Source organism: Mycobacterium interjectum (assembly GCF_900078675.2).
In the GTDB taxonomy this organism is placed as follows: Bacteria; Actinomycetota; Actinomycetes; order Mycobacteriales; family Mycobacteriaceae; genus Mycobacterium; species Mycobacterium interjectum.
Window position 1 is genome coordinate 3,138,306 of the sequence record NZ_LT546237.1, and the last position, 21,478, is coordinate 3,159,783.

A 21,478-nucleotide genomic window follows, 5' to 3' on the forward strand; every position below is an offset into this window, starting at 1 on the left:
CGCTGCGGGCGCCCTACCTCGGCAGCATGTCCTGCCACGACTTGGGCGCCGCGGCGGCAACCAGGTTGGATTGCTGGAACAATTGGCCGCCGGCCGCCATGTACTTGCCGGTCCGGGGGTCGTATCTGGCAACGGCGACGGAGGGATTGGCCGCCGGCCCGTCGGTCGTCAACGAACTCGGTGCGGCATCCGGCGGCGTTCCCGACGGCGCAGCGCCCGGCGGCAACGGGGTCCCGCCCACCGGGCCGTACGTGTGCTCGCCGAACGTGGCCCGGTCATCGGGCGGGATGCCCTGCGAGATCAGGTTCGGATCCAGCGGATAGGGACCGAGCGCATGCTGGCGCATCGCCAGCGGTTCGTAGGGCTTGTCGCTGTCGCAGATCTGTACGGTCGGTGCACGTTTCCCGGGTTTGCCCATGCAGGGATAGTTGCGGGCACCGCGGACCGCGATCGGGGAGTCCTGCGGCAGTTTGCAGTACAACCCGTCCGGTGTGTCGACCGTGGTGGTGTCGGCGGGGGAACGCCATGACGAGGGCGGCAGGAAGCCGACCGTGCACGGCGGCGGGTCGCCGATGCTGATCGCGAACTCGCCCAGCGCCATCCCGGTCGGGTTGTTCCTCGACAACCCCGACGCCTGCAGCGAGGCGATCACCGGTGGCAGCAGCACCAACAGCTGCTGGACCGACGGGTTGTACGTCACCAGGACCTGACCCACCGTGGTGAGGTTCGCCAATAGGACTGGCAGCGTGGGCTTTATCTGGTCGAGCAGGCGAGAGACCTCGTCGAGGGCGCCCGGTCCGGCTTTCAGCAGCGTGCGCAGCCGGCCATCGTCGGTGGCCAGCGTGTGCGTCACGCCCGCCAGGCTGTGCGCCCAGGTTCGGATGGCGCCCGTCGTCGCGGCTTGTGAATCCAGCAGCGGCACAGCGTCATCGATCAGCGTCCGGGTTTGATCGGAGACGGGCGCTACGTCCCGGGTGAATTGAGCCGAGGAGTCAAGCAGCGAGCCGAGATCGAAGCCAGCGCCGTTGAGGCCCTTGAACGACTCGTCGAGCAATGCGCTCATCTTCTCTTTGGGGATGCTGTTGATCAGGGCACTGACCCTGTCCAGCATCGGCCCGACCGCTTGTGGAATCGTGGTGCGACCGACGGGGATAACCGAGCCGTCGTGCAGGTAGGGGCCGGCATTGTTCCGCGGCCGCAGGTCCACATACTGCTCGCCCACCGCCGACACGCTGCGCACCTCGGCTTGCAGGTCGGCGGGAATCCGCACCGACGTGTCGAGTGACAGCGTCGCCTGCACCCCGTCGGGTTTCAAGTCGACCGCGGTCACCTTGCCCACCTGCACGCCACGGTAAGTCACGTTGGCGAACCGGTATATCCCTCCGCCGGAGGGCAATTCGAGCCGCACGGTGATGTGGTCGATGCCCAGCAAGGTCGGCGCCTGTATGTAGACCACGGCCATCGAAAGGACGCCGACGACCGACACGATCGTGAAGATCACCAGTTGGATCTTGACCAGACGCGTCAGCATCAGCCGCCGCCCTGATCTTGCGGCGGGAAATCGGTGGGCAGCGGGACGACCGGAGTCGGCGGCGTTGGACCGGCCTCGGTCCCGCCCGCGGTGGGCGCCGCGGGCGCCGGAACGCCCTCCGGCGGGGGTGGCTTACCCGCATCGAGCGGATCGTAGGTGAAATTCAGGTATTCCGGTTCTCCGGGCGCCGGAACCAGTTTCGCGCCGACCTGACCCCACCGGGTGCCGAGCAGCAGCGTCCGCTTCACCCGCGGAAGCGTCAGGTCGGCGACCAGGAACATGTTCATGTAGTCACCCCGGACGCCCCGGTCGATCAGATTCTGGCCGTACGGGAAGGTGGTCGCCCAGGCCAGCGCGGTATCCAGGTCGGGACCGATGTCGGCGAGCGCCTTGATCGTCGGTTCCAGGTTCTTGAGGTTGTGCACCAGGTCGTCCCGCGTGTCGTTGACGAGCCCGGTCGCGGTGTCGCTGAAGACCCGCAACTTGTCCAGCGCCGTCGTGATGCGCGGCCGCTCCCGGATCAGCACGTCCAGCGCCGGCGGTATCTTGTGCAGCGCTTGAGTGATCACGTCGCGTTGTCCGGCGAAGGTGTCGGTGAGCCGGTTCAGCTCCTGGATGAAGCCGATAAGGTTGTCGCGCTGCGTGTCCAGCGTGCCGACGAAGTCATCGAGCCGGATCAGCAGGTCGTGGATCTGGTCCTCGTGCCCGGCCATGGCGGCACCGAAGTTGTGGATGATGTCGCCGATCTGCCCCAGTCCCCCGGCGTTGACCACCACCGACAACGACGAGAGCGTCTGCTCGGTCGACGGGTACGTCGCCGACCTGTTGAGCGGGATGGTGGAACCCGGTTGCAGCCGGCCGTTCGCTGCCTCGCCCGGCGGTGGGTTCAGCTCGAGATGCATCGATCCCAGCAAGCTGGTCTGCCCGACGCGGGCCACCGCGTTGGCGGGCACGACGACGGAGGGTTTCACCGAGATCTCGACGTCGGCGTGCCAGTCGCGAAAGGTCAGGCGATCGATGCACCCGACGACCACGTCGTTGAGCAGCACCGGCGAATTCGCCTCTAGCGTGCTCACATTCGCCAGCTCGACATGGTAAATGGCGGCGCCCGGCCCTCGTCCCACCGTGCCGGGCAGGGGCAGCGAGTTCAGCCCCTGGAAGGCGCATCCGGTGGCGGTCGACAGTACGGCGGCGCCGACGGCGAGCGCCCGGCGCACGTGGGGCGATCGGCTCATGGCTGGGCCCCTCCCACCGGCAGCAGCATGTCCTGCACGTTCGCGGGTTCGCGTGCCGGCAGGTCTTGCGTCGCGGTGCCGGCGGCCGTCGTCGGCGGCGGCTCGGGTTGCGCCGCTCCCGGTATGCGTCCCAGTGGTGGTGGCGGCGGCGCCGCCGGCGGGGTGTCGCCCGGCAGCCCCGTGTAAGCGGATACCGCGGGCGGCAGCTCGGGTGGCGCGGCACCCGGGCCCTCACCGCCCGGCGCCAGGCGCGGCTCGGAATAGACGATGTTGTCGGGGTTGGCCGACTTCATCAGGACCATGCTCATCGGAAACGGCGGGGAGTTGAAGTTGATCGCTCGCAGTGCCGGACCGAGATATTGGGCGCACAGCTTGCCGGTCTCGGTCGCGGTGGCGTTTTCCAGCGCCCCGATCTGCGCGCAGATGAACTGCACGGGATTCGAGAAGTTGTTGAGCACAATCGATCCGATGGTGTCACCGGTGTCGGGGTTGTAGGCGTTGTAGAAATTGGCGAACGCGTTCGGGGCCACATGCAGGAGGTTCTCCAGGTCGGTGCGATGGTCGACGAGGTTCTGCGTGACGTTGGCCAACCGCTGAATCTGTTCGGAAACCTGGTCGCGGCTTCCCGCCACGAATCGTTGTACGTCGCCCACCACGCTCGACAGATCGCTCAGGGCGGCGTCCAGCTCCGACCTGCTGTCGTCGAGCACGCTGGTGAGAGTGGCAAGCCGATTTTCGAACTGGACCACCTGCTGGTTGCTGTCGCGCAGCGCCGTGACGAAAACCTGCAAATTGTTGATGATGTCGACGATGTTGCCGCTGCCGTTGGCCAGGATCCGGCCCACCCCGGACAACTGCGCCAGGGTCTGGCGCAACTTTTGGCCATTGCCGCTCAACGCGTTGGCGGCGCTGTCGATGAACCGCGCGACCGACGGCGTCGACACCTGACTGTTGGGCCCCAAATCCGCGGCCAGGCGGGTTAATTGGGCTTTCACCTCATCCCATTCGACGGGCACCGCGGTGCGTTCCGCGGGGAGCACAGCCCCGTCGGGCATCGTCGGTCCACTCCCGCGGTAGGTCGGCGCCAGTTGGATATAGCGCGCGGCGACCAGGTTCTGGGCGACGATCACCGCCTTGGCGTCTGCGGGGATGCGCACGTCGCGATCGACGTGCAGGGTGACCTTGACCAGGTTGCCCTCCGGGCGGATCGCTGTGATCTCGCCGACCCTGACGCCGGAGACCCGCACCCGGTCGCCGGGGTAGATCGCTGTCGCGGTGGTGAAGTAGGCCGTGATGGTCTTTGGCCGCAAGAATGTCCGGTAGGCGACGAAGGCCACACCGGCGACGCCCAGCGCGACCAGCGCGAGGGTCGTGGCCACCACCAGCCGGTTTCGCGACATCAGTGTGGTCCCTGCGGAATCCCGTTGCGCGGGAACGGAAATTCCGCCCGCGGGCCGGCGTTGTCCGGTGGTTGACCGGGGATGTCGCCCCTGCGGAACCCGAAAGCGTAGTCCAGGAACGGCTGGATGAACTGTGGCGGCATCACGTTCGGGGTGAACGATTGGTAGTAGAACCCGCTGGACACCGCCTCACCCTGGGTGACCTCGTATTTGGCCAGGCCCGGAAGGGCTTTGGCGATGTTGTCGCGGTTTTTCTCCAGGACGGCCGTCACCGCGTTCAGCTTCTGCAACATCGGTGTCAGGGTTTTTTCGTTGTCGCGCACCAGACCGGACAGTTGCTTGGCGACGGCCGATACGTTCGCGAGCAGGTCGACGATCGCCTCGCGCCGCCGCGCCAGCACGTCGAGCAGGTCATTGGTGTTGAGGATCAACCTGTTCACCTGCTGGCTGCGTTCCGACAGGATGCCGGTGAGGGTGCTGGTGTCCTTGAGGACCTCGCCGAGCGTCTTGTTGCGGCCGTTGAGCGACTCCGACAGGCGGGTCAGGCCGTCGAACATCGGTCCCAACCGCGGTGCGACGCGGTCGATCGTGGCCGACAGCGTGTCCAGCGACTGGTTGAGCGACGCGGTGTCGGTTCCCGCGAGGTTGGTCGTGAGGTCGCTGACCGATTCCGTCAGCGTGTACGGCGACGAGGTGCGTGAGGCCGGGATGATCTCGTACGGGCGCAGCGCCCCGCTGCCCGTCGAATCGAGGGTGAGCACCCGTCGTCCCAGCAGCGAACCCGTCCTGATGTGAGCGGTGCTGTACGACCCGAGCCTGACCTTTCCCTTCACCGTGAACGTGACCAAGGCATTGCCGTCGCGCAGCTCGATGTCCGAGACCGTCCCGACCTTGATGCCCGACGTCGTGACGTCGTTGCCGACCTCCAGGCCGCCCGCTTCGGCAAACAGCGCCTGGTAACGGACGTCGGTCGCGAGCGAAATCAGCTGCTGCGGCTGCAGGCCCACGGCAATGACGAGGATCATCAGGACGATGCCGATGAAGCCGGCCCGGACCAGGTGGGCACCGCGGTACTTACGCATCGGGCTCCCCGCACCTCCCACCGACCTGTCTGAGCCAGGGGAATACGGCGGTTCGGCCCTGCAGGTCGGAGACCCTGACGGTCATGCCGCAGATGTAGAACTGGATGAAGCTGCCGTACGCGCCGAGGCGGACGAGTTTGCGATAGTTGCCCGGGGCCTTTTGCAGGGCCACGTCGATTTGGTCCTTGCCCTGATCGAGCAGCGGCGCCAGCCGGCCCAATTGCTGCACGGTCCCGGCCAGCGGCGGCCGGGCTTTCCTCAGCAGATCGGCGATGGACGCGGTCCCGTTGTCCAGCGAGTCGATCGCGGCGCCGATCGTGTCCCGGTCCTGGGCAAGCCCCGTGGTCAACCGCTCGAGCCGGTCGATGGCACCGGAGAACTTGTCGCCATCCTTGACGAGCGTGGCAAGCACCGCGTGCATGTTGTCGATGAGTTGCTGGACCGTTCGGTTGTTGTCGGCCATAGCATTCGAGAACGACGACGTCTTCGAGAATACGGAGTCCATAGTGTCGCCTTCGCCCTGGAAGACTCGCACCAGCGACGCGGTGAGCGCGTTCACGTCCTGGGGATTGAGCCCCTGCACAACGGGTTTCAGGCCGCCAAGGAGCAGATCGAGGTCGAGGGCGGGCGCGGTGCGGTCGAGCGGAATCTGCGCCCCCGCCGGCAGTAACCGGGTCGATCCGGCCCCGTCGACGAGCTCGAGATAGCGGTCGCCGACCAGGTTGAGGTAGCGAACCGCCGCCTTGGTGCCGGTGGTGAGGGCGACTCCTCGGTCGGCGTCGAACGTCACCAAAACCGTTTTGTCCGTGCGTAGTTCGACGCTGTTGACGGTGCCGACCCGGATCCCGGCCGCGCGCACGGAGTCGCCGACCTTGAGGCGCGAGACGTCGGAGAAGATCGCGGAGTAGCCGTTGGTCGCGCCGGTGCGGTACTGGCCGAAGATGAAGAAGAGAAACGCGGTCAGCGTGGCCATCACGACGGCAAAGACGCCGAACTTGACTACCGTCGCGCGCGTCCCGCCGCTCACCCGGGTTGTCCGATCTGGGCGGAGTTGCGCGGTGGCCCGTCGATCGGTCCGTAGAGCAGTTGTTTGAGCCCGTCGGAATTGAGCAATATGCCCTGGTTTCCGTACTGCCATGGGTTGGCGCCCACGTCGGTGACCAGGAACGGCGGCGCCGTTTCGTACGGCACGGCCGGCAGGTGTTGGTCCCGGCAATGCGGACCGCCCTTGGCGCCGACCTTGGGCAGGTGACCCGGGTATCGATAGCGTTCGAGTCCCAGTGTGAAGCTGACCGAAACCACGACGCCGGGGTCTGGTGGCGGCGGGTTCTTCGCCACGGGAAGCATTCCGGCGATCGCGCAATTCAGCGCTTCGTGGTACTCGTTGGTGAGATCGGTTGTCGGCAACAGCAGTTGGACAACGTCGGTCAGGGCGCGCCGGTTGCCTCCCACGACGTCGTTTCCGATGTCGGCCAGCCCGATCGTGCTGATCAACAGCGCATCGAGGTTGGCCTGTTGGTCCACGATCGTCTGACCGATCCGCGTCGTATTGTTGGCGACGTCGACCAGGTCGGGTGCCCCATCGGCGTAGGCGCCGAACGCCTTTCGGGAGGTCGCGATGTCATGGCCCAGGTTGGCCAGCCCCGGATCCAGCTTGGCCAGAAACGTATCGAGATCCGAGAGCATCTGACCGATCCGGTGGCCGCGGCCGTTGAGCGCCGAGGCGAGCGCGCCCAGCGTCTCGTTGAGCTTTTCCGGCTCGACCTTCGCCAGCACCGCGGTGAGTTCCTGAAATACCGTGTTGATTTCCACCGTAACGCTTTTGGCGTCGAGCAACTGGCCCGCATGGAGCTTTTGCGCCGAGGGATCGGCCGGTGGAATCAGTTGAACGAACTTGGCCCCGAACACCGTCGTCGAGGCGATGTCGACGAGCACATTCGCCGGAATCAGGTGCAACTTCGACGGATCGATCGCCAGCTGAAGGGCCGCTTGGCCGTTCGGCCGCTCTTCGATCGAGGAAACCGTGCCGACCTGCACCTCGCGCAATTTCACCTTTGCGTCCGGATTCATCACCAGCCCGGCGCGGGGTGACAGCACCGTCACCGGCACGGTGCCGGTGAAGTCCCCCCGGAACGAGCCCGCGGCCAGCGCGATGATCCCGGCGATCGCCGCGACGGTCATCAGGCCCGTCAGCGGACGAACGGCACGCGCTGCCCCGCTATGTGCCATCGCCACCGCGCACCCGGGCGACCGCGTGCTGGTCAGTCATCCTCGAGCTCCTTATCGACGTTGCTCCTGGGCTCCCCGCCACAGCCCCGCGAGTGACGCCAGAATATGTCAGTCCTGACTTAATTGGAAGACGTCAGTACTGACAAATTCGGCGAGATTCGGCCGGCACGCGAACGCGGATTACGCCGGCGACGGTTCGGCGAAGCCACGGCCGAACCGCTCCACCATCTGCCAATACTCGGGCACGTTGCCGTCGCCCAGAAGGTCGACCAGCAGCCGCACCTCCGGGGGCAGATGGCCGGCGACATCGGTGAAGCCGTACTCGCGTGCGAGGCGGGAGGCGAAGAACGATCGGCCGGTGCGGGCCATTCGGTCGGGATCAGTGAACAGCGCGACGACGGCGCGGCCCGAGAACCGCGGGGACTCGCAGATGTCGAGGTCGAGCCCGAACAGCTGGCGCGATCCCGACGGGCCTTCGGTCGCGAAGCCCAGGATGCGGTCGGTGAGCACCAGGCCCGGCCACAACCCGATCACGGCCACGTTGTGCTCGCGCAGTTCGAGCGCCGTGTCGTGTGTGATTTTCTCGATGGCAGCCTTGGCCGCCCCATAGGGTGTGGACAGTATGTAGTCCTCGCAGCCGTGGGAGGAGATGTTGACGATCAGCCCGCCCCCCTGCTCGATCATGATCGGGGCGGCAAGGGCGGACGTCACGAAGTTCGCGCGGGGCCCTACCGCGAGGCTGTCGGTGATCGCCTGGAACGGCAGCGTCCAAAACGGCTGTCCCACCATCGATGTGAAGTCAGGCGACGCGACGTTGACCACCATATCGAGTCGGCCGGCCACGCGGCGCAATTCGTCGAACACGGCCACCACCTGGGCGTCATCGGCGTGATCGCACGGCCGGGCCACCGCGGCGCCGCCGAGCTCGGCGATCTGATCGGCGGTCTGCTCGAGCCCGGCCGCGGTGCGGGCGGTGACCCACACGGTGGCGCCCTGCTTGCCGAGCTCGATCGCGATGCCCTGCCCGATCCCCTGGCTCGCGCCGGTGACCAGGGCCACCGCCCCGTCGAGGGGTCGCGTCATTGGCCCTGCCCTCCCATCGGCTGGAGTTCCTTGACGGCTGACGGATCATGCTCGCACACACCGACTTTGGCCGCGCCACCGGGCGAACCGAGCCGCTCGAAGAAGTCGGCGTTGAGCTGCGTGTAGCCGCTCCACTCGTCGGGCAGGTCATCCTCGTAGTAGATGGCCTCGACCGGGCAGACCGGCTCGCAGGCACCGCAGTCGACACATTCGTCGGGCTGGATGTAGAGCATCCGGGCGCCCTCGTAGATGCAGTCGACCGGGCATTCCTCGATGCATGCCTTGTCTTTCAGATCGACGCAGGGCTCGGCGATCACGTAGGTCATCGCGAGATGTCCTCCAGCGCCTGGTGGGCGGCGTTGTAGCCGGGAGTGAAGGTAATCCCGGGCCCCCCATGGCATCCCGCGCCACCCAGGTACAGCCCCTCGATGCCGATGGGCATGTCGAGGAAGCCCTTGGGCCCGGGCCGGTTGGGCCCCATCAGGTCTGGATGCAGCAGGCCGTGGCAGAAGTCGCCGGCGGGAGCGGCGAACATCGTCTGCATGTGATACGGCGCGAACGTGATATGCCGGATCTGGATGTCGCGGAAGTTGGGTGCGTAGCGGGTGATCTTGTCGATGACCTTCTCCGCCATCACGTTCTTGAGCTGACCATGGAGGTCGCGGCTCGCCTCGACCGGGAACGCATAGGCGAATGCGCTCGCCGCGTGCTTGCCCGGGGGCGCCATGCTGGGATCGTGGACGGACGGGATCTGCATTCCCATCGACGGATTGTCGGGAATGATGCCCCGCTTGCACTCCTCCCATTGCCGTTGCTGTTCTTCGGGTGAGCCGAAGATGCCGATGGAGGATTGCATGCCGGGTTCGTTGAGAAAGTCGTAGGGCGGGGCGAATTCCGGCAAGCCGTCGAGGGCGAAGTGGATCTGGACGAACGGCGCCCGGTGGTCGCGCCCGCTGAGCCGGGTGACCAGGTCTGCGGTCAGATGTTCGGCGCCGACCAGATCCATCATGGTCAGGTCGGGCGACAGGTTGGACACGACGATCGGCGCGCTGATCTCGGAGCCGTCCTTGAGGCGCACGCCGGTCACGCGATCGTTCTCGACGAGGATCTTCTCGACCTTGGCGCGATACCTGATCTCCCCCCCGTGGGAGACGAACAGCTCGTGCNTTCCGGCAATTTCCCCAAGGCCCGGATTCTCATATTCCGCCCGCTGGGCGGCGCTGGGTAGCAGGCGCGCGAGCACAGTTGGGCAGCGGTTAGGTCTCGAAGCGGTGATGAGCAGACGAGTCCGCCGGGATGCCCGGCGGACAACGGAATCGAGTGGTCGTGCTCAGCGCTGCTCGTCACCGGGAGTCATCTTAAACTCCTCTTAAGTAACTGCCAAACCGTGGCGCGCGGTGAGCGCGAATTCACACTTCAGTGGGCGTCGGCACCACGCGGGCGCCCGGCACCGGACCGCTGGCCACCCGGACGGTGCGACAGACGCCCTCGCCCGACAACCGGGTTCCGACATCGACCGCATCGCCCGCCGACGTGCACAGGAAGGCGCATGTCGGGCCCGAGCCGGACACGATGCCCGCCAGGGCGCCGGCCTCCACGCCGGCCCGCAGCGCGTTGCGCAGCGCCGGGTTGAGGCTCACCGCGGNCCGTCGAGGGGTCGCGTCATTGGCCCTGCCCTCCCATCGGCTGGAGTTCCTTGACGGCTGACGGATCATGCTCGCACACACCGACTTTGGCCGCGCCACCGGGCGAACCGAGCCGCTCGAAGAAGTCGGCGTTGAGCTGCGTGTAGCCGCTCCACTCGTCGGGCAGGTCATCCTCGTAGTAGATGGCCTCGACCGGGCAGACCGGCTCGCAGGCACCGCAGTCGACACATTCGTCGGGCTGGATGTAGAGCATCCGGGCGCCCTCGTAGATGCAGTCGACCGGGCATTCCTCGATGCATGCCTTGTCTTTCAGATCGACGCAGGGCTCGGCGATCACGTAGGTCATCGCGAGATGTCCTCCAGCGCCTGGTGGGCGGCGTTGTAGCCGGGAGTGAAGGTAATCCCGGGCCCCCCATGGCATCCCGCGCCACCCAGGTACAGCCCCTCGATGCCGATGGGCATGTCGAGGAAGCCCTTGGGCCCGGGCCGGTTGGGCCCCATCAGGTCTGGATGCAGCAGGCCGTGGCAGAAGTCGCCGGCGGGAGCGGCGAACATCGTCTGCATGTGATACGGCGCGAACGTGATATGCCGGATCTGGATGTCGCGGAAGTTGGGTGCGTAGCGGGTGATCTTGTCGATGACCTTCTCCGCCATCACGTTCTTGAGCTGACCATGGAGGTCGCGGCTCGCCTCGACCGGGAACGCATAGGCGAATGCGCTCGCCGCGTGCTTGCCCGGGGGCGCCATGCTGGGATCGTGGACGGACGGGATCTGCATTCCCATCGACGGATTGTCGGGAATGATGCCCCGCTTGCACTCCTCCCATTGCCGTTGCTGTTCTTCGGGTGAGCCGAAGATGCCGATGGAGGATTGCATGCCGGGTTCGTTGAGAAAGTCGTAGGGCGGGGCGAATTCCGGCAAGCCGTCGAGGGCGAAGTGGATCTGGACGAACGGCGCCCGGTGGTCGCGCCCGCTGAGCCGGGTGACCAGGTCTGCGGTCAGATGTTCGGCGCCGACCAGATCCATCATGGTCAGGTCGGGCGACAGGTTGGACACGACGATCGGCGCGCTGATCTCGGAGCCGTCCTTGAGGCGCACGCCGGTCACGCGATCGTTCTCGACGAGGATCTTCTCGACCTTGGCGCGATACCTGATCTCCCCCCCGTGGGAGACGAACAGCTCGTGCAGGTGCTGGCCGAGTGCCCCGATCCCGCCTTCGAGCTTCGTCATCATCGCGGTTCCCTCGTTGGGGACGGCAAGTGCGAACGCCAAACACGTTGCGCTGCCAGGCGTGTAGGGCCCGCGGTAAGTGGAGTTGATGGCGAGGAAGGCGAGCATGCCGCGCAGCACCGCGTGCTTGTCCTTGTCGGGCAGGAAGCGGTCGATGGCATCCATCGCCGTCCCGAACATTACCTCGTGAATGGCTCGGCGTTCGAATTCATTTGCGGCGCAAGCATACATCTCATCGATCGTCTTGGGCGGCGTGCACACCTCGAAGCGGCCGAGCGCTTTGGCGGGTCCCTGGCTCCAGCCGATCATCTCGGCCATGCCCGTGACGGCGTCGGTTCCGAGCTTCTCGGCGAGGTGGGTCATCAGCTGCATCGGGTCCCGGTAGAAAATCATGGGTTCTTCGCCGTTGTCGCCGAGATTGACCGACTGGACCTCGGCGTCAACGGTGGGCAGCGTGTCGAGCCCGAGCTCTTTGGTGATCGCAGGTGCGGTGGGGAATTGCACCGAACCCGCGATCTCGTAACGGAATCCGTCGATCAACTCGACCGTGGCCGCCATTCCACCGCTGTAGGTGTTGGCCTCCAGGCACAGCGTGCGCACGCCGGCGCGCTGCAGGACCGCCGCCGCGGTCAGCCCGTTGTGGCCGGCCCCGACCACGATCGCGTCATAATCCGTCATCGCTGATGCTCCTTCTCCGAATGGTCCTCGAGGCGACCTGGCCAGGCACCCGTCGCGGGGCGCCCCTAATATATGTCAGTACTGACTCAATTGAAAGATGTCGGCACTGACAAGCCACCGGATGTGATGGGATGCGAGGTATGAGCGAGCGGACGAACCTGCACAAGCTGCGCCACAGCAGAACACATGAGGCGCTGCGGCAGGTGGCCTTGAAGCGGTTCGCCAGCGAGGGCTTCGGCAACGTCACGGTGCAGCAGCTCGCCCAGGAAGCCGGCGTCACCGAGCGCACGTTTTTCCGGCACTTTCCCACCAAGGAAGCCGTGCTGTTCCAGGACTACGACACCCAGGTGGAATGGCTGGCGGACGCCCTCGCGAAACGCCCGCGCTCCGAGTCGGTGTTCGAGGCGGTGCTGGCCAGCATGGACAGCTATCCGCACGACATCGAGCTGGTTCGGCAGGCGGCGCTCGCCCGTGCCGAATTGATCACCGGGGACCAGATCGCCAGCCACCTGCGGGTGGTCCAGTCGTCGTTCGCCGCGGTCATCACCGAGTTCGTCAGGCAGCGCTACCCCGACGTGGAGAACATCGAACTCGTCGCCGGCGTCGCGGGCTCCACGCTGGCCGCGGCCATGGTCATCGGGGTGGAGACGTGGGGCCGAAACGGCTGTGTCGAGGATCTGGCTGCCATCTCCGCCACCTGTCTGGACTTGGTGCGGTCGGGGCTCTCCCCGCTGAGGTGATGCCTGCGACGGCGAGCGTGCGTGTTGGTCCAGCGACACGCCGCAAGCCGCGGCAATCCGCGGCAATTTGCGCACGCTCGCGGCGCAAGGCGCGGCGGCGGAAGGCCAACCGGCGCTAGCTGACCAGGCTGACCGACGTGGAGCGGCGCAGCTTGCCCGATGGCGTCTTCGGGATGGTGCCGGGGCCCAGCACCACGACGTTGCGCGGCCGCACGTCGACCTCGGCCACCACTTCGTGGGCGACCTGGTGCTCGATGCGGCGCACCTCGGCCGGGTCCTGCCAGGCGTTGGACTCGACCGCGACGGCAAACGTCTCGCGGGAGTGGCCGGCATCCAGGCGCACCGCGACGGCGCAGCCCGGCCGTACCCCCTCGACGCGACCGGCGGCCCGCTCGATGTCGGTCGGGTAGATGTTGCGGCCCGCCATGATGATGACGTCCTTGACGCGGCCGCAGACCACGACGTGGCCCTGCTCGGTGAGGTAGCCGAGGTCACCGGTGTCGTACCAGCCGTGTTCGTCCTGGGCCGGGATGAAGCCGCCCATGGTGAGGTAGCCGGGCGTCAGCGACTCGCCGCGCAGCTCGATGACGCCGACGCCGCGCGCGGGCATCACGTTGCCGTTCTCGTCGATGATGCGGGCCTCGAGGTCCTTCAGCAGAGGACCCAGCGTGGCCAGCCGTCGGGTGTTGCCCTTGGTGGCGGGCACGGCCCGGCGCAGGGCCGCCAGCAGGTCGGCGTCGACCTCGTCGACGACGAGGCCGGCGTTGCACTCCGAGAACGACACGGCCAGCGTCGTCTCGGCCATGCCGTAGGCCGGCAGGATCGCCGAGGGCCTCAGTCCGAACGGCTTGCCGGCGTCGAGCAGGTCCTCGACGTCGGCGGGTTCGACGGGCTCGGCGCCCGACAGCGCGAACCGCAGGGTGGACAGGTCGAAGTCACCGGGCTTGGCGTTGCGGCGCAACCGCTTGGCCAGCAGCGCGTAGGCGAAGTTGGGCGCCGCGGTCATGGTGCCCTTGTACTTGTCGATGAGCTTGGCCCACAGCAGCGTGTCGCGCAGGAAGTCCATCGGCGTGACCTTGACCAGCTCCGCGCCGAAGTACATCGGGATGGTCAGGAAGCCGACCATGCCCATGTCGTGGAAGCACGGCAGCCAGCTCACCATGACGTCCTTGTCGACGTCGTACTGGGCGCCGATGAACATGGCCTCGGCGTTGGAGTAGATGTTGCGGTGGGTGATCTGGACCGCCTTGGGCGATCCGGTCGAACCGGACGTCAGCTGCATCAGCGCCAGGTCGTCCTCGCCGACCTCGACCGGGTCGATCGGCTCCGCCGCCAGCAGGTCGGCGACGGTGAGGACCGTGATGCCCTTCTCCTCGAGCACGGGGATGGCCACCGTGAAGGGCTCGGAGACGATGACGGCCTTGGCCTCGATCATGCCGATGACGGTCATGGTGTCCTCGGCCCACACGGCCAGGTCGGTGCGCGGCGTGGGCTGGTGCAGCATGGTCAAGCTGGCGCCGCGCATCCACAGGCCCTGCGCCGTCGGGGCGATCTCCACCGGGAAGCCGGCGAGCACGCCGACGGCGTCGCCGAGGCCGATGCCCGCCGCGGCCAGGCCNAAGGCGCATGTCGGGCCCGAGCCGGACACGATGCCCGCCAGGGCGCCGGCCTCCACGCCGGCCCGCAGCGCGTTGCGCAGCGCCGGGTTGAGGCTCACCGCGGCCGCTTGCATCTCGTTGCCCAGCAGCGGCGCCAGTTGCTCGGGGTCGCCGGCGGCCAGGGCCGCCAGCACCGGCCCGGGCTCGTCGAGTCGCGGCGGATCCCCGCCGTCCCGGAGCCGGTCCAGCTCGGTGAAGACGTCGGGGGTGAGCAGCTCGCCGTGGGCGAACGCCAGCACCCAGTGGAAGCTGTTGCGGGACAGCACGGTGGCCAGCTCCTCGCCGCGGCCGGTTCCCAACGCGGTGCCACCGTGCAGGGCGAAGGGCACGTCGCTGCCCAGCCGCGCGGCGAGCGTGTGCAGGTCCCGGCGCGGCACGTTGAGCTCCCACAGGGAGTTCATGGCGACCAGCACCGCCGCCGCGTCCGCACTGCCACCGGCCATGCCGCCGGCCACCGGGATGGACTTGTCGATCATGATCGAGACGTCGGGCGCCCGGCCGACGTGGTCGGCCATCAGCTCGGCCGCCTGCCAGGCCAGGTTGCGCTCGTCGGTGGGCAGCGTGCCTGCGCCCTCGCCGACGAGCTCGAGCGACAACACGTCGGCGTTGCGGACGGTCACCTCGTCGAGCAGCGAAACGGCCTGAAACACCGTCGTCAGCTCGTGGTATCCGTCCTCGCGGCGATCGTCCACCGCCAGGTACAGGTTGACCTTTCCCGGCACGCGGACGGTGACCGACCCGGTGGGCACCCACTGCGCGGCGGTGTTGCCGTCAGACATTGTCAGCCACGGCTGCAGACTATCGCTGCGCCGGGCCAACCGCGCGTAACGGCGCCCGGTCAGCTCGCGGAAGCGTGCCCGGAGACGTGCGGCAGCGGGTCGTCACCGCTGTTCGAACGCCGCAACAGGCGCACGAAGTCGTCGATGGCCAGCGTCTCACCGCGGCGGGCCGGATCGATGCTGGCGGCCAGCAGCCGATTCGCCGATTCGTTGCCCGAACCCGCCCAGGCGGCGAACGCGTTGCGAGATGTCTTGCGCCGCTGGGCGAACGCGACGTCCACCAGCTCGAACACCTGCCGGCGGAAGGCCTCGTCGGTCGGCCACGGCGATGTCGGGTACCGGTCGATGCGGACCAGCCCGGAATAGACGCGCGGAATGGGCCAGAAGACGGTCGGCGAAACCGTGCCGCAGCGGCGAACCCGCCCGAAGAAGCGGACCTTCACGCTGGGCACGCCGTAGTCCTTGCCCCCGGGCTCGGCGGCCAGCCGCTCGGCGACCTCGGCCTGCACCATCACCGTGAGGACCCGAATGGACGGGAATTCGGCGAGCAGATGCAGCAAGGCCGGGACGGCGATGTTGTACGGCAGGTTGGCGACCACGGCGGTGGGTTCGGCAGACAACTCGTCGCGGCGCAGGGTCAGCACGTCGCGGTTGCACACCGTCAGCCGGTGGACCTCACTGTGCGAATGCTCGGCGACGGTCTGCGGCAGCCGGCCGGCCAGCACCGGGTCGATTTCCACGGCGGTGACGGTGGCGCCTCGGTCCAGCAGCGCCAAGGTGAGCGAACCGAGGCCGGGACCGACCTCCAGGACGTGGTCGGAGCGGCCGATGCCGGAGGTCGAAACCACCCGTCGCACGGTGTTGGCGTCATGGACGAAGTTCTGCCCCAGAGCCTTCCGTGGCCGAAATTCCAGTTCTTTGGCCAGCCGCCTGATCTCGGTGCGCCCGAGGAGCCGGATGGTCAGCTCGCACCAGCTCTTCCGCTGCACACCGGCCACGCACCCCAGCCCTGCCGCTCCCGGGTCACCTCGGCGACGGCGATCTGCTCTTCGCGGGTGGCGAGGTCGGCGCGCGGTGCAAACCGCAGCCCACCGTTGCGCTCCCAGGTGCCCTGGTCGAACTGCACACCCCCGTAATACCCGTTACCGGTGTTGATCGCCCAGTTTCCGCCGGCCTCACAGCCCGCGATGGCATCCCAGACGGACCCGTTGCTCACCGGGGGCACGTCGGTACCGGGCTTGGTGCCCACCCGCACCACGGCCTCACGGGCCGGCGTGATCACCGTGTTGGCGACGGGCAGCCGCCCGGTCTCGACCCCGTTGACGGTGGCCACCGCGAACGTCACGTCCTGGGTGCCCGGGCTGCCCGGGTCTTCGACGACCTGGCGGCTGACGTTCATTCCCGGGTCCTCGATCCGGTGCGCGGGCGGCTGCAGCGGAACCCGCTCGGTGACCCGCTGGATCCGGTTGCGGGTGACCTGGATCTGCATGCCGTCGACGATCGGGGACGCGGCGCCGGGCGTCACCTGGTCGCTCTCCAGCAGCGGCGCGCCGGCGGCGTTCAACAGCCCCGCGACGTTGGGCGCCGGCAGATGCACGGTGCGCACCGCGCCGCCGTCGTTGATCTGGACCGTCTTGGCGCTCACGACCGGCAGCGTCATCCCCGCCAGCGGTACGCGGCTGCCACGATTTGCCGCGGCGGGGGCGGTGTCGGTCATCGCGAGTTGGGCCAGCGCCTCGTCGACGGTCGACGCCGTCGTCCACACCTGCTTGGCGTCGCGTCCGTCCAGCGAGATCTGCAGCGGTCGGCTGCGCCGCAACACAATGTCCGCGGCGTCGTGCACCTGGACGTCGGCGGCCGGGTAGAGGTCGTCGCGCTCGTCGACGTTGTAGCCGTTCTCCCGGACGATGTCGATCACTCGCGACTTCATGGTCGTCACCCGCATCGCCATTCCGTCCACGGTCAGCGTGACCGTCTTGGAGGCCGACACCGCGAGCCCGCCGGCGCACCCCAGGGCTAACAACAGCGCTCCGACTAAGAGGCGCAACGTGGGCGAAGAATTGTGATGAAGTTTTGTCAATACAGTCAACGCGCGCTACCCCGACCTCAGCAACCAGTTACGTACCACTCAGCAGGAAAATGACAAAAGGGCCCAGGGGCCCCCAACCGTACGATCACAAGACGGTAACGAACCGGCCAATGTTGGGCAACTCCGGCACGACGTTGTTAGGGAAATCACCCGCCGACCGCGCCGGTCACGAGGCCAGCCCGTAGACCCGCCGGGCATTGCTGGTCGTGATTTGCGCCAATTCCTCCGGACGACGCTCCAGCAGTTCAGCGATCGCCCGCACGGTATAGGGAAGGCAGTACGGCTCGTTAACTGCGCCCCGGTAGGGGTGCGGCGCCAAAAACGGCGCGTCGGTTTCCACCAAAAGCTGCTCCGGCGGTATCAGCGGCACCGCCTCCCGCAGGGCGCGGGCGTTGCGGAAACTCACCGTCCCCGACAGGCTCAGCAACCACCCAGCGTCCACGCAGCGGCGGGCCATCGCGGCATCCGAGGAAAAGCAGTGAAAGATCACGACGTCGGGGGCGCCCTCGGCCGCCAGCACGTCGAGCACCGCGGCGTCAGCCTCCCTGTTGTGGATCATCAGCGGTTTGCCGCACCGCTTGGCCAGGTCGATGTGCCACGCGAAGGCCTCCCGCTGCACGCCGGGATCCGCGCATCCGTCCAGCCGGCCGGGCCAATACAGGTCCATCCCGGTTTCGCCGACGGCCACCACCCTGGGCAGTGCGACCAGCCGCTCGATCTCGGCGCGGGCGGCGTCGTCCAGCGCATTCGCGCGGGTCGGGTGCAACGCCACGGCGGCATAGACGCGGGGATCCCATTCGGCGGCCCGCGTGACCCAGCGCGCCGAGTCCAGGTCGTCGGCGATGGTGACCACCGCTTCCACCCCGACGGCCGCGGCGCGGTCCACGATGGCCCGCACTTGCCCGGCTCCCGTATCCGGCCCGCCGCCGACCGCGTCGAGATGGGTGTGCGCGTCGATCAGAGGCGCCAGCGGTTCGGGCGCCGGCGGCGCCTCGCGTTTACCGGAGCGGTTAGAGCTCACCGCCACACAATAGGGTGAGTCCCGATGAAGCCCTACTACGTCACCACCGCGATCACGTACCCCAACGCCGCGCCGCACCTGGGGCACGCATACGAGTACATCGCCACCGACGCCATCGCGCGGTTCAAGCGGCTCGACGGTTTCGACGTGCGCTTCCTGACCGGGACCGACGAGCACGGCCTGAAGGTGGCGCAGGCCGCCGCGGCCGAAGGGCTGCCCACCGCCGAACTGGCCCGCCGCAACTCCGACGTGTTCCAGCGCCTGCAGGAGCGGCTCAACATCTCCTTCGACAGGTTCATCCGCACCACCGACGCCGACCACCACGAGGCGTCCAAGGAGATCTGGCGACGGATGGCCGCCGCCGGCGATATCTACCTGGACACCTACGAGGGCTGGTATTCGGTACGCGACGAGCGATTCTTCGTCGAATCGGAGACCGAGGTGGTGGACGGGACGCGGATCGCCGTCGAAACCGGCACGCCGGTGACCTGGACCGAGGAGCAGACCTACTTCTTTCGGCTGTCGGCGTACACCGACAAGCTGCTCGCCCACTACGAGGCGAACCCCGACTTCATCGGCCCCGAGGTGCGGCGCAACGAGGTGGTCAGCTTCGTCTCCGGCGGCCTGCGCGACCTGTCGATCTCGAGAACATCGTTCGACTGGGGGGTGCAGGTGCCCGACCACCCCGATCACGTCATGTATGTCTGGGTCGACGCGCTGACCAACTACCTGACCGGGGCGGGCTTCCCCGACACCGACTCCGAGTTGTTCCGCCGCTACTGGCCCGCCGACCTGCACATGATCGGCAAGGACATCATCCGGTTCCACGCCGTCTACTGGCCGGCCTTCCTGATGTCGGCGGGAATCGAGCTGCCGCGGCGGGTTTTCGCGCACGGCTTCCTGCTCAACCGCGGCGAGAAGATGAGCAAGTCGGTGGGCAACATCGTTCCCCCGGAGGGCCTGGTCGACACCTTCGGGGTGGATCAGGTGCGCTATTTCCTGTTGCGCGAGGTCCCGTTCGGCCAGGACGGCAGCTACAGCGAAGAGGCGATCATCACCCGGATCAACACCGACCTCGCCAACGAGCTGGGCAACCTCGCCCAACGGTCGCTGTCGATGGTGGCCAAGAACCTGGCCGGGGTGGTGCCCGACCCGGGCCAGTTGAGCGCCGCCGACAGCGAACTGCTGGCGGCCGCCGACGGCTTGCTGGAGCGCGTGCGCGCCCACTTTGACGCGCAGGCAATGCATCTGGCGCTCGAGGCGATCTGGCTGATGCTCGGGGAGGCGAATAAGTATTTCTCCGCCCAGCAGCCGTGGGTCCTGCGCAAGAGCGAGTCCGAGGCCGATCAGGCGAGGTTTCGCGCCGCGCTGTACACCACCTGCGAAGTGGTCCGCATCGCGGCGCTGCTGGTCCAACCCGTCATGCCCGAGTCGGCCGGCAGGCTGCTCGACCTGCTCGGTCAGGCCGAAGACCGACGCGCGTTCACCGCCATCGGCGCGCGGCTGATCCCGGGCACCGCGCTGCCGGCACCGACGGGCGTGTTCCCGCGCTATCAGCCGCCAGCGACCGAAGTCGAGTGAGCGGAACGCAGTGACGGGAACGAGACGAGCATCCGGCACCGAAGTCGAGTGAGCCAAGAGCGGTTATTGAGTTGTCCGGCAGGCTCATTCGGTGAATATTCTTGCTGCCCCGGATTAAAGCGCCCGAACGACCTCCGGTCATAGGTCATAATCGGGCTGTGGAGCGACGACGAAACCCGCAATCGAGCGAGCCGCTGACTACTTTGCAGCAGTTGCCTGCGCTGGTCGTCCTGGAAAGGATTCCGGTCCCCGTGCTCGCGATCGGGAACGACGGCGGCATCCTGTTCACCAACACCGCGTTCGCCGAGATGCTGGGGTTCGAGCCCGAAGAGGTCCTGAAGCTGCGGTTTCACGAGATTTTCCACGAGGCGCCCGAGTCGGAATCGTTGCTGTCGGTGGTCCATGCCCTCGCGAACATGGTCGTCAAATTGGCGCACAAGGACGGCTCGATGGTGCGGGCGCTGATGAGCAAGTCCGCCCTGCTGCGCGCGGACGATCAGTTTGTGCTTGCGGCTTTCCAGGATCTGACCGAGCAATTATGGGAAGAGGAGCGCTAGCGCCCGAAATAAACCATTAGGAATCCCTGGGGCGCAATTAGATACTTGCAGTATGACCTTTTACGCCGACCTTCTTCGTCCGGCGGCCGGCCGCGTGGCTTAGCTGACCTCCGGGATGGCCGCGACGTCGGCGGGGGCCGGCGCGGCTGGCGGGCCATGGCGGAGGGCCTCGCGCGAAAGAAATTCGCGGAAGTAAGGCAGCGACGCCTCGGTGACGATGCCGGCCAGCATCAGCTCCCAGATTTGACTCGGGGGGCCGGCGACGCGATCGGCGACGCCGCCGGCTTCCTCGTGGCCCGCGATGCCCCTCGCCGCGATCGCGTTGCTCAGCAAACGCGTTCCGAGGATCGCGCCGAGGAGCGACTCGCTGATCATCGCCGCGTCGAGCTCCCGGCGCAGGTCGCCCTCGACGGCGGCCCTGCGGGCCTGAGCCTCCATCAGCTCAACCAGGTTCGCGCAGAAGCGCGTGGCAGCTTCGTTGAATCCGCTCAGGGCGGCTGTCAATTGCTCGGCGGCGCGGGCGGTTTTGTCGGTGGTGAGCACATTCGCGATCGTGAACGTGCCGTGGATCATGTTTTCGAGCGCCGGCGATGACGACCCGCACACGTTACGGAACGCGACAAGTATTGTCTCCGAACCTTCTTCGATGATCGCGGACGCCAACGACTCCTTCGAATCGAAGTGGTGATACAGGGCACCCTTGGTCATGCCCGTCCGCTCGATGATCGTGTTCCACCCCGCTGCGGCGTACCCGACCTCACCGAAAACGTCTATTGCGGCATCGAGGATCTTTCGCCGGGTGGCTTCCGATCGAACCTGGCGCGCCATCGCGTCTGCACCTCCGGAATTCGGTCGATGGGCTTAGATTCCGGATCTCGACGTGTTCACGCATCTTCCGGCCGAAGGCTCAAGCCTAACAGCCGCCCCCACCGGTCCCGA

Annotated in this window: 17 protein-coding genes and 4 pseudogenes; 3 read left to right on the top strand and 18 right to left on the bottom strand. The window is 67.2% G+C overall.

The features are described 5' to 3' along the window. Positions 1–13: 13 nt before the first annotated feature. The 12 genes and pseudogenes from BN4348_RS49420 to BN4348_RS49475 all read right to left on the bottom strand — a co-directional run bounded on the left by BN4348_RS49420 (position 14) and on the right by BN4348_RS49475 (position 12,114). A complete protein-coding gene (locus BN4348_RS49420) occupies positions 14–1,531 on the bottom strand; it encodes an MlaD family protein (RefSeq protein ID WP_066915298.1) in 1,518 nt (505 codons plus the stop codon). Next, the gene (locus BN4348_RS49425; protein ID WP_084454365.1) at positions 1,531–2,766 is read right to left on the bottom strand and encodes an MCE family protein; all 1,236 of its coding nucleotides are present in this window, start codon (positions 2,764–2,766) and stop codon (positions 1,531–1,533) included. Before BN4348_RS49425 ends, BN4348_RS49420 begins: the two co-directional genes overlap by 1 nt. Continuing rightward, on the bottom strand, positions 2,763–4,166 hold the full coding sequence (locus BN4348_RS49430) for an MCE family protein (RefSeq protein WP_084454366.1): 1,404 nt from the start codon (positions 4,164–4,166) through the stop codon (positions 2,763–2,765). The genes BN4348_RS49425 and BN4348_RS49430 overlap by 4 nt, the downstream gene beginning before the upstream one ends. Continuing rightward, entirely contained in the window at positions 4,166–5,248 is a 1,083-nt protein-coding gene (locus BN4348_RS49435) for an MCE family protein (RefSeq protein WP_066915301.1), read from the bottom strand. Before BN4348_RS49435 ends, BN4348_RS49430 begins: the two co-directional genes overlap by 1 nt. Continuing rightward, positions 5,241–6,275, bottom strand: coding sequence for an MCE family protein (locus BN4348_RS49440; RefSeq protein ID WP_264033796.1), 1,035 nt, complete (start codon positions 6,273–6,275; stop codon positions 5,241–5,243). The genes BN4348_RS49435 and BN4348_RS49440 overlap by 8 nt, the downstream gene beginning before the upstream one ends. Continuing rightward, entirely contained in the window at positions 6,272–7,477 is a 1,206-nt protein-coding gene (locus BN4348_RS49445) for an MCE family protein (protein WP_066915357.1), read from the bottom strand. The genes BN4348_RS49440 and BN4348_RS49445 overlap by 4 nt, the downstream gene beginning before the upstream one ends. 180 nt (positions 7,478–7,657) lie before the next feature. Then, positions 7,658–8,560 (bottom strand): SDR family NAD(P)-dependent oxidoreductase, encoded by a 903-nt coding sequence (locus BN4348_RS49450; RefSeq protein ID WP_066915303.1) that lies wholly within the window; start codon positions 8,558–8,560, stop codon positions 7,658–7,660. Further along, complete coding sequence (gene fdxA, locus BN4348_RS49455; RefSeq protein ID WP_066915305.1) at positions 8,557–8,886, bottom strand: ferredoxin; 330 nt, start codon at positions 8,884–8,886, stop codon at positions 8,557–8,559. Before fdxA (BN4348_RS49455) ends, BN4348_RS49450 begins: the two co-directional genes overlap by 4 nt. After that, positions 8,883–9,722, bottom strand: a pseudogene (locus BN4348_RS49460) (phytoene desaturase family protein); the annotation flags it as partial. The pseudogene BN4348_RS49460 and the gene fdxA (BN4348_RS49455), both read right to left, overlap by 4 nt. Before the next feature lie 247 nt (positions 9,723–9,969). Then, a pseudogene (locus tag BN4348_RS49465) lies at positions 9,970–10,205 on the bottom strand (4-(cytidine 5'-diphospho)-2-C-methyl-D-erythritol kinase); the annotation flags it as partial. 17 nt (positions 10,206–10,222) lie between these two features. Beyond that, positions 10,223–10,552 carry a ferredoxin gene (fdxA, locus tag BN4348_RS49470; RefSeq protein ID WP_066915305.1) on the bottom strand — a complete coding sequence of 110 codons (330 nt, stop codon included), beginning with the start codon at positions 10,550–10,552 and terminating at the stop codon, positions 10,223–10,225. Further along, a complete protein-coding gene (locus BN4348_RS49475) occupies positions 10,549–12,114 on the bottom strand; it encodes a phytoene desaturase family protein (RefSeq protein ID WP_066915309.1) in 1,566 nt (521 codons plus the stop codon). The genes fdxA (BN4348_RS49470) and BN4348_RS49475 overlap by 4 nt, the downstream gene beginning before the upstream one ends. A 140-nt stretch (positions 12,115–12,254) precedes the next feature. Between BN4348_RS49475 and BN4348_RS49480 the strand changes: the two genes are divergently transcribed. Beyond that, entirely contained in the window at positions 12,255–12,854 is a 600-nt protein-coding gene (locus BN4348_RS49480) for a TetR/AcrR family transcriptional regulator (RefSeq protein ID WP_066915311.1), read from the top strand. Between the two features lie 115 nt (positions 12,855–12,969). Here BN4348_RS49480 and BN4348_RS61760 read toward each other — a convergent pair. The 5 genes and pseudogenes from BN4348_RS61760 to BN4348_RS49500 form a co-directional block, all read right to left on the bottom strand. Beyond that, positions 12,970–14,478, bottom strand: a pseudogene (locus BN4348_RS61760) (fatty acyl-AMP ligase); the annotation flags it as partial. A 6-nt stretch (positions 14,479–14,484) separates the two neighbouring features. Beyond that, a pseudogene (locus tag BN4348_RS61765) lies at positions 14,485–15,291 on the bottom strand (4-(cytidine 5'-diphospho)-2-C-methyl-D-erythritol kinase); the annotation flags it as partial. A gap of 59 nt (positions 15,292–15,350) precedes the next feature. After that, positions 15,351–16,289 (bottom strand): 16S rRNA (adenine(1518)-N(6)/adenine(1519)-N(6))-dimethyltransferase RsmA, encoded by a 939-nt coding sequence (gene rsmA, locus BN4348_RS49490; RefSeq protein ID WP_066915313.1) that lies wholly within the window; start codon positions 16,287–16,289, stop codon positions 15,351–15,353. After that, positions 16,253–17,380, bottom strand: a complete 1,128-nt coding sequence (locus tag BN4348_RS49495; RefSeq protein WP_066915314.1) for a resuscitation-promoting factor — start codon at positions 17,378–17,380, stop codon at positions 16,253–16,255. Before BN4348_RS49495 ends, rsmA begins: the two co-directional genes overlap by 37 nt. Before the next feature lie 166 nt (positions 17,381–17,546). Then, positions 17,547–18,407, bottom strand: a complete 861-nt coding sequence (locus BN4348_RS49500; RefSeq protein ID WP_066915316.1) for a TatD family hydrolase — start codon at positions 18,405–18,407, stop codon at positions 17,547–17,549. Between the two features lie 18 nt (positions 18,408–18,425). Between BN4348_RS49500 and metG the strand changes: the two genes are divergently transcribed. Beyond that, entirely contained in the window at positions 18,426–19,982 is a 1,557-nt protein-coding gene (metG, locus tag BN4348_RS49505) for a methionine--tRNA ligase (protein WP_066915318.1), read from the top strand. Positions 19,983–20,176: 194 nt separating this feature from the next. Further along, positions 20,177–20,539, top strand: coding sequence for a PAS domain S-box protein (locus tag BN4348_RS49510; protein WP_084454377.1), 363 nt, complete (start codon positions 20,177–20,179; stop codon positions 20,537–20,539). A gap of 99 nt (positions 20,540–20,638) precedes the next feature. Here BN4348_RS49510 and BN4348_RS49515 read toward each other — a convergent pair whose 3' ends face one another. Continuing rightward, positions 20,639–21,367: a TetR/AcrR family transcriptional regulator gene (locus BN4348_RS49515; RefSeq protein WP_066915322.1), complete on the bottom strand. Its 729-nt coding sequence runs from the start codon at positions 21,365–21,367 to the stop codon at positions 20,639–20,641. Between the last annotated feature and the right edge of the window lie 111 nt (positions 21,368–21,478).